Genomic DNA, 7596 nt, shown 5'->3' with positions numbered 1-7596 from the left:
GTCTCTGTCTGCGGCGCGCGGCACGATCGGCGCGCTCAACGCAGAAGCGACCGCGCGGTTCGCCCTGCAATGAATTTGCCGGACGCAAACGCGGCGGTGATCGTTCCCGCTGCGCAAGCCGGCTACTTCGGAGCGGCTGATCGACCGCGCTTCGGCTGGCTGCATCGGCCGGCGAGCGCGACTTGCGACCTCGCACTGGTCATCGTTCCGCCCTTCGGCTTCGAGGCCGTGTGCGCGCTCCGTTCTCTGCGCCATCTCGCGCAATTCGCCGCGGCGGCCGGAGTGCTTGCGGTGCGCTTCGACCTCGACGGGTGTGGCGACAGTGCGGGCGACGATCTCGATCCCGATCGCCTCGAACAGTGGTTGCTCAGTATCGACGATGCGTGCGCGCTCGCGCGCGGAGCCGGTGCAAGGCGCATCGTGCTGGCCGGTGTCCGCCTCGGCGCGAGCCTCGCCACACTTGCCGCACTGCGACGCGACGATGTCGCAGCGGTGATCGCCATCGCGGCGGTTCCGAAGGGAAAGGCGCTGTTGCGGGAAGGTCGTGTGCTGCAGATGGCGCTCGCACTGACTCCGCCGCCGTCGCCTGCGATCGATGACGTGCAGGAACTGGTGGGCTTTGCACTCACCGGCGAAACGCGTCGCTCCATCGAGGCGATCGACCTGCTCGCACTGCCGCGGGCACCTGCTCCGCGGATGCTGCTGATCGATCGCGACGACCTTGCGCCGAACGATGCATGGGCGTCGCATCTGCTCGCCGCGGGTGCATCAGTCGAGCAGCAGCGCTTGCCAGGTTACGTGGAGATGATGCTCGATCCGCATCGCACGGTGATTCCCGTCGCGATCATCGAAGCGGCGATTGCCTTCGCGGTTGCGCGCGCGACAGAACCCGCGTTTGGCGACGCTGCGCCGCGGACGCTGACATTGCGATCTCGGGCGGAGATGGTCGCGGATGGAGCGACGATCCGTGAAGACGCCGTTCGCCTGGATGATTTCCAATGGGGAATCGCGACCCGCCCCGCATCACCCGACAAACGTGCCGTGCTCCTCCTCAATGCGGGCGCGGTCGGCCGCATCGGTCCGAACCGCCTTTACGTCGCGTTGGCGAGGACGCTCGCTGCGCGTGGCCACCTCGTCCTGCGCGTCGATCTCTCCGGAATCGGTGACAGTGCGACGCGTGCGCGCGCCATCGAGAACACCGTCTACGGATCGCATGTGATCGACGACATCGCATCGTCGGTGGCGTGGTTGCGACAGCACGGAACCGGTCCGATCGCGGCAGTTGGATTGTGCTCCGGCGGATATCACGCACTGAAAGCCGCGCTGGCTGGCCTGGCGATCGGCTCGGTCGTCGCGATCAATCCGCTCACCTTCCACTACGCGCCGGGCATGGCGCTCGACTTCGCCGCGTTCCGCGTGGCGGCGGACGCCGCGCGCTATCAGCGCGCACTGTCGAGCGGGGCTTCGTGGCGCAAACTGGTGCGCGGCCAAGTCGACCTGACGCGCGTCGCGCGCATCGTCTGGCTGCGGGCGATCGGCAAGATCGCCCGCCCGTTGAAGGAATTGCAGCGACATCTGCACCTGCCGCTGACCAACGACCTCGGCAGCGAGCTGGCCAAACTCGCGCGGCGTGATGTGAATGTGCGGTTCGTGTTTGCCGCCAGCGATCCGGGGCGCGGGCTGCTGTTCGAGGAAGGCGGTTCGGTGGTGCCGCGGCTGCTCGCGAGCGGCATGCTCGGCGTGACGATGATCGACGGACCCGACCATACGTTCACGCCACGCTGGTCGCATGCTGTTCTGCTCGATGCGCTCGTCACCGCGATCGACGCCGGGTGAAGGCCGTCGCGCCCGACTCCCGCGTCCATGTCGATGCACTCGACGGCCTTCGCGGAATCGCGATCCTGCTCGTGCTTGCGCACGGGTTCGACGTCGTCGGTGACAGTCACGGAGTCGTCCACCATGTCGGCGAGTTGATGGACGTCGGCTGGATCGGCGTGCAGCTGTTTTTCGTCCTGTCGGGCTTCCTGATCACCGGGATCCTGCTCGACACGCGCTCCAACGCGCACTACTACCGTTCGTTCTTCGTACGCCGAGTATTGCGTATCTTCCCGCTGTACTACGGAGTTCTACTGGTTGCGTTCGTCCTTCTGCCAATGATCATCGACACCGGCGACAGCGGCCGGCACCAGATCTGGTTGTGGACCTATCTGGCCAATTACGTGGCGCCATTCGGTCGGGAAGAGCCCGCATTCCCGCATTTCTGGTCGTTGTGCGTCGAAGAGCAGTTCTATCTCGTGTGGCCGCTCGTGGTGCGGCTCACCGGACGTCGCGGCGTGGTCGCGATCAGCCTCGCACTGATCGCCATCGCAATGGCCACGCGCATCGCTCTGCGCCAGCACTTCGGCGATCCGGTTGGAATCGAGGCGGCCTACATGTTCACGCCCTCGCGTATGGACGCACTTGCGATCGGCGCGCTCATTGCGGCGCTGCTGCGCGAGCCACGCAATGCCTCGTGGATGATGGCGCGCGACCCGCGCTCACTCGCTCTCGCCGGCGGCGCACTCCTTGGCGCGAGTCTGGTTCTCGGGCACCTTCAGCGAACCGGCGCCGTGATGCAAACGTTCGGCTATACCCTGGTCGCCGCGGCCTTCGGATTGATTCTCTGTGCATTGCTGCAAAAAGGGACGCCGTCGCGATGGATCGGCGCGGCACCGCTCCGACGCTGCGGCCTCTATAGCTACGGCATGTATGTCTTCTACGCGCCGCTGCATCTGTTCGTCGGCCTTCCGCTGCTGACGCGGCTGGCGGGCCCGACGCCCAGTGGCATCTCGGCATTGACGTACATGATCGTCGCGACCGCCGCGACCTTTGCGCTGGCGGCGCTGTCCTACCACGCCTACGAACGTCGCTTCCTTGCACTCAAACCACGCCTTGCGCCGCAACCGGTGCAGGCATGACGACAACGGAACGCCACCTCGTCATCGCCGGGTTGCAGACGATCGCCATTGGTCCGGAGGACGCCCGGGTGGTCGTGGTGGTGCTGCACGGACGTGCGATGGAAGGCGCCGACCTCGCGCCGTTCGCCCATTCGCTCGGCGTCCCGTGCCTCTTTCTGTTTCCGGATGCTCCGCTTTCGACCGGGCCCCGCGGACGAAGCTGGTGGCCGATCGCGGCAGAGGCGCGCGCACAAGCACTGACCGGCACCACGCGGGATCTGCACGCGTTCGATCCACCCGGGCGCGCCGAGGCGCGCAAGCACCTTGCTGCGTTCGTTGCCGCGATCGGAACGGATCGCCTCGTCGCACTCGTCGGATTCTCGCAAGGCGGCATGCTGGCGATGGATCATGTGCTGCACGACGGACGCGCGGACGCGCTGGCGCTGCTGTCCTCGTCGCGCGTGGCGTTCACGCAGTGGCAGCCACGTCTGACGCGTCTCGATCAGCTGCCAATGCTGATCGCGCACGGTCGCGATGATCGCGAACTCGGCTTCACGGCCGGCGAGGGATTGCGTGACGCGGCAATGGCAGGCGGTGCGCGATTGGAGTGGCTGCCGTTCGACGGCGGCCACGAAATACCGCTGGTGGTCTGGCGAGCGCTGCGCCGTTTCCTGCGCGGATTGTGAAATGCCGCATCCGTTAACGATGTTCCGGCGGCGTGAAGCGCCACCGGATCCTTCATTCGATCAATCGAATCCGTTGCGGAAAACCGCGTCGCCCTGGGGCGGTCCCGCGAGTTGCACATCGAAGGTATTGCCGGCACCGTGGATGTCGATGCGCCAGCCGGAGTTGTAGTCGCTGTCCTGCTGCGCCCAATTGACCAGCGTGATGGTTGGGTTGGCGGGTGTCAGCACATGGATCACCAGGTTGCCGGCCGTGATGGTGCTTCCATTCACCGTCGGCTGCACCGGCACATTGATCTGGAACGTGGCCTGGATTCCTGCATCCACGTTGAAGGAGTCGTGCACCGTGAGGCTGCGAGATGCGAAATCGATCGTTCGATCCCACGAATGCACGCCAGAGTTGCTGGCATACGCCGGTCCGAGATGGCCAGTCGCGTTGACGGCACCGGCGACGCCCGTGGCGTTGATCGTCAACGTCGAGGTGGTGTTGGCCCGCTGCGGAATCGTTGCGCCCGCACTCGTTGAGAACCGCACCACGTTGGCGACCTCGGTGCCCTGCTGGATGCCGCTGTGGCTCCAGATGTTCTGCGTGACTGCCAGCCAATCGCCTTGGAAGAGCGTGAACGCTCCCTGGTCCTGGTGCGCATGGCTTTCCACGTAGGGGCCTGCGCTGAAATCGAGCCACGCTGCGGCGGTATCCCAACCGGTGCGCGCGAACAGATGACCGGCCCCTTCGGCGTGGTAGATCAGACTGGCCGGCGGAGAACCATTGGTTCCTGCCGGCAGCAGGTCGAAGCGGTAGTTGAAGCTGCTGGTCATGTGGGCGACCGAAATGTGGTCGAGCCACCATGACGCAACCGAAGCGGCACTCGCATCATCGGTCATCCGACGCGCTTCGAGCATGAGATGTCGATGGTAGTCGTACAACTCCGGAATTGAGCTGCGTGACTGGTCGCCGATCGGCGCGAAACGATCGAGAGTCGGCACCGTCGCGTGGGTCCAGTAGAGAATGCTTTCGGTCAGGTGCGGATTGGAGGTCGCCATGTCCTGATCAGTGCTGTCACGCCAGATGCGGTACAGCAGGAACAGATTCTTGTGCGAGGTGCCATATCCCGTCCCCTCTCGACTGCCTCCGCCCGGAAGCGCTGCGAAATAATTCTCGAGCAGGGGAATCTTCTGCAACCTGAGAAACGTCGTCCAGACACTGCTGTCGCTCGCCAGCGCCCAGTACATCGTCGCGGCCATGAAGCTGTAGTAGTAGTTGTCGCCCGGGTTGTCGGTCGACCACCCGCTCCAGGGGCGCGGATGACCGCCCCAGCTGGCGCTGTTGAAATTCCAGATGTTGTAGATGGCCTGTTCTGCGTACGCCGACCAGCGCGTGCGCTGCAACGACGTCGTGCGCGCCGCGCACCAGTCGTATGCAAGTGCCACGTCCGTGATCATCGGACCCGATTGAAGATAGGAATCCCCCGCAACCGCGGGGACGCCTGCTGCGGAAATGGCCTGCTCGGCGGCCGCGACCTGCGCATCCACCAATGAAACGGCAAGGTCACAGTACTGGGTCTGGCCGGTGATGCGGAACATCCAGGCCGCATCGGCTGCGGAAAACCCGTATCCGGGATTGGTCGGATGCGCCACCGCGTTATCCACGAACGATTTGAACCGGGTGTAATTCGCCGATGCGGTATCGACGTATGACAGATCAATCGAGATGGCGGCGGAGGCCGTGGCGGAGGCGGCGAGAACGCCCAGCGCGACGACACAACGAATGGATGGATGCATGGACATCGGCCTTGCGGTTGCGCGATTGGAACTTCGGAAAACCGCCGGCTTCACGCCGGTGAATAGACGGTTCAGGGAAATTGAGTCTATCGAGCGTCCTTCGTGGCCAATGTGACGGACACATCACTACGGAATTGAATTCACCGGAATATACAAAGCGCGAATCCAGTTGAAATATCGCTTTCCACTCTGCCAATGGGCGGGGTAATAGCCGCGGCGTCCATTCCCGGCCCATCAAACCCGCCTATTGCTTATTCCGCAGACCCTCGTTGGGGCGGCACAGTCCGATCTGTTCGGGCACGCAGGAATTGACCTGCGCTCGTATACTGGCGGCCGAAAACCGGCGCGTCGCCGCGACCAGACCGGCAGAGGCCGTGGAATGAATCCGACCGATTTCCTGCTGCTCTACCAGCAACTGGGATTGCGTCCCGATTCGACGCTCGACGAATTGAAGCTCGCCTACCGAAGGCGTGTGGCAAACCTGCACCCGGACCGGAGGCAAGGCGCTGGCGAGGAAGCGGACCGGGCTGGCGAACACCTGCGCCAACTGACGGCGCTGTACGGGGCGGCAACGCTGTTTCATCGTCGTCACGGCCGTCTTCCTGGCGCGGGCATTGCGGCGAGGCCGAGTCCGGCCCCGGTGCCGCCCGTGGCAACTGTGGCGAAAGGGCCACCCGCGCGATCGATCGCCATGATCATTGTGGTTGCCGGTCTCGCGGCAGCCATCTGGTTGTGGGTCGGCGCCGCGGACGATGGAGAGGTCGCTGCGACCGATCGTTCGGCCAACGCGCAGCCCGCACGCTCGAATGTCGTCTCATTTGCGGACAGCGACGCACCGGCCGCCATGCTTGCGCTCGGAATCAGCCGCAGCGCGGTGCTGGAGATCGAATCGGCGCCAATCTCGCAGGGCGAAGACCGCTGGGACTACGGGCCTTCCTGGATCGCGTTCGAGCGGGGCAAGGTGTCGGGCTGGTACAGCTCGCCGTTGCGACCTCTTCGTCACGCGAGTACGCATCCCCCGGTGCCGAAGGGCGACGCGCCGCCGCAGAACTAGTGCACCACACGCGATCGCTTGCCAACGCGTCGATCGCGCGGCAGGCGCTGACCCTCAGCGCACGCCGCGTCCGAACAACACAACCTCGACCGTCTGCAAGAGGATCAATGTGTCGAACAACAGGTTGTGGTTCTTCACGTAGAACAGGTCGAACTGCAGTTTCTCGCTCGCGTCTTCCTTCGATGCGCCGTATGGGAAGCGCAGTTGCGCCCATCCGGCCAGACCGGGTCGCACGCAATGACGCAGGTTGTAGTAGCGGACCGACTCGATCAGTTCGGCCACGAACTGCGGGCGTTCCGGACGCGGCCCGATGATGCTCATGTTGCCGCGAAGCACGTTCCACAGCTGGGGCAATTCGTCGAGGCGCGCACGGCGGATGAAGCGGCCGACGCGCGTCACGCGGTCGTCGCCCTTGGACGCCCAGCGCGCGACACCGTCAAGCTCCGCGTCGGTGCGCATGCTGCGGAACTTGATCAGCTTGAACACTTTGCCGCGCTCGCCGACACGTTCCTGTCGATAGAGGATGGGTTGGCCCCAGCCCGATTCGATGGCAATGGCGAGCGCGACCAGCAGCATCACGAACCAGGTCATCGCGAGGACCAGCGAGGCGGCGACGATGTCGAACGTGCGCTTGGAGAGGCGCCGCAGCGGCGTCATGTCGAAGCCCTGCGAAAACACCAGCCACGACGGCTCGGCGAGGCCGAGTTTGACCTTGCCCGACTCACGCTCGAAAAACGTCACCAGCTCGGTGATGCCGATTCCCGCCTGGCGACAATCGAGCAACTGCTCCATCGGCAGGCCTCCGCGCCGCTCGTCCGGACCGACAACGATCTCGTCGATCTTCTGCATCTCGGCATAGTCCGCCAGGCTGCCGGCCGGGTCGACGATCAGCTCCTGCGGTACCACCACCTGCTCCCCTTCGTTGGCGACGTAACCGACGATCGAGAACCCGCGACGATCGGCGCGGCGACGCATTTTTTCAAAGATGGTCGCCGCCCGCTTGCCGGCACCGAGCACGAGCACGCGGCGCTTGAGCGCATCGACATCCACGATGCGCAGGAAGCCGGTGCGGAACAGGGCCACTGCAACAAACGCAATGAGCAGGGCCAGCCCGAGCACGCCACGGCCGAGACGTGCTTCC

6 protein-coding genes are annotated in these 7596 nt (G+C 64.8%); 4 read left to right on the top strand and 2 right to left on the bottom strand.

The window, feature by feature from the left end:
• The first annotated feature begins 69 nt into the window (after positions 1-69).
• The 3 genes from ABIV12_RS12490 to ABIV12_RS12480 are packed head-to-tail and all read left to right on the top strand — an operon-like array spanning position 70 to position 3622.
• Positions 70-1836 (top strand): hypothetical protein, encoded by a 1767-nt coding sequence (locus ABIV12_RS12490; RefSeq protein WP_348059750.1) that lies wholly within the window; start codon positions 70-72, stop codon positions 1834-1836.
• Entirely contained in the window at positions 1833-2957 is a 1125-nt protein-coding gene (locus tag ABIV12_RS12485; protein WP_348059748.1) for an acyltransferase, read from the top strand. Before ABIV12_RS12490 ends, ABIV12_RS12485 begins: the two co-directional genes overlap by 4 nt.
• Positions 2954-3622 carry a hypothetical protein gene (locus ABIV12_RS12480; protein WP_348059746.1) on the top strand — a complete coding sequence of 223 codons (669 nt, stop codon included), beginning with the start codon at positions 2954-2956 and terminating at the stop codon, positions 3620-3622. The genes ABIV12_RS12485 and ABIV12_RS12480 overlap by 4 nt, the downstream gene beginning before the upstream one ends.
• 60 nt (positions 3623-3682) lie before the next feature.
• Here ABIV12_RS12480 and ABIV12_RS12475 read toward each other — a convergent pair whose 3' ends face one another.
• Positions 3683-5401, bottom strand: coding sequence for a hypothetical protein (locus ABIV12_RS12475; protein ID WP_348059744.1), 1719 nt, complete (start codon positions 5399-5401; stop codon positions 3683-3685).
• Between the two features lie 379 nt (positions 5402-5780).
• On the opposite strand from ABIV12_RS12475, the gene ABIV12_RS12470 reads away from it, so the two are divergent.
• Positions 5781-6455 carry a J domain-containing protein gene (locus ABIV12_RS12470; RefSeq protein ID WP_348059742.1) on the top strand — a complete coding sequence of 225 codons (675 nt, stop codon included), beginning with the start codon at positions 5781-5783 and terminating at the stop codon, positions 6453-6455.
• Positions 6456-6509: 54 nt separating this feature from the next.
• Here the strand turns inward: ABIV12_RS12470 and ABIV12_RS12465 are convergent.
• The coding region (locus ABIV12_RS12465) for a TIGR03013 family XrtA/PEP-CTERM system glycosyltransferase (protein ID WP_348059740.1) at positions 6510-7596 on the bottom strand (1087 nt) is incomplete at its 5' end.

The sequence above is a fragment of the Dokdonella sp. genome, from assembly GCF_039926425.1.
Classification (GTDB): domain Bacteria; phylum Pseudomonadota; class Gammaproteobacteria; order Xanthomonadales; family Rhodanobacteraceae; genus Dokdonella_A.
The sequence above is the reverse complement of the archived record's forward strand: the minus strand, read 5'-3'. Positions and strand labels throughout refer to the sequence as shown.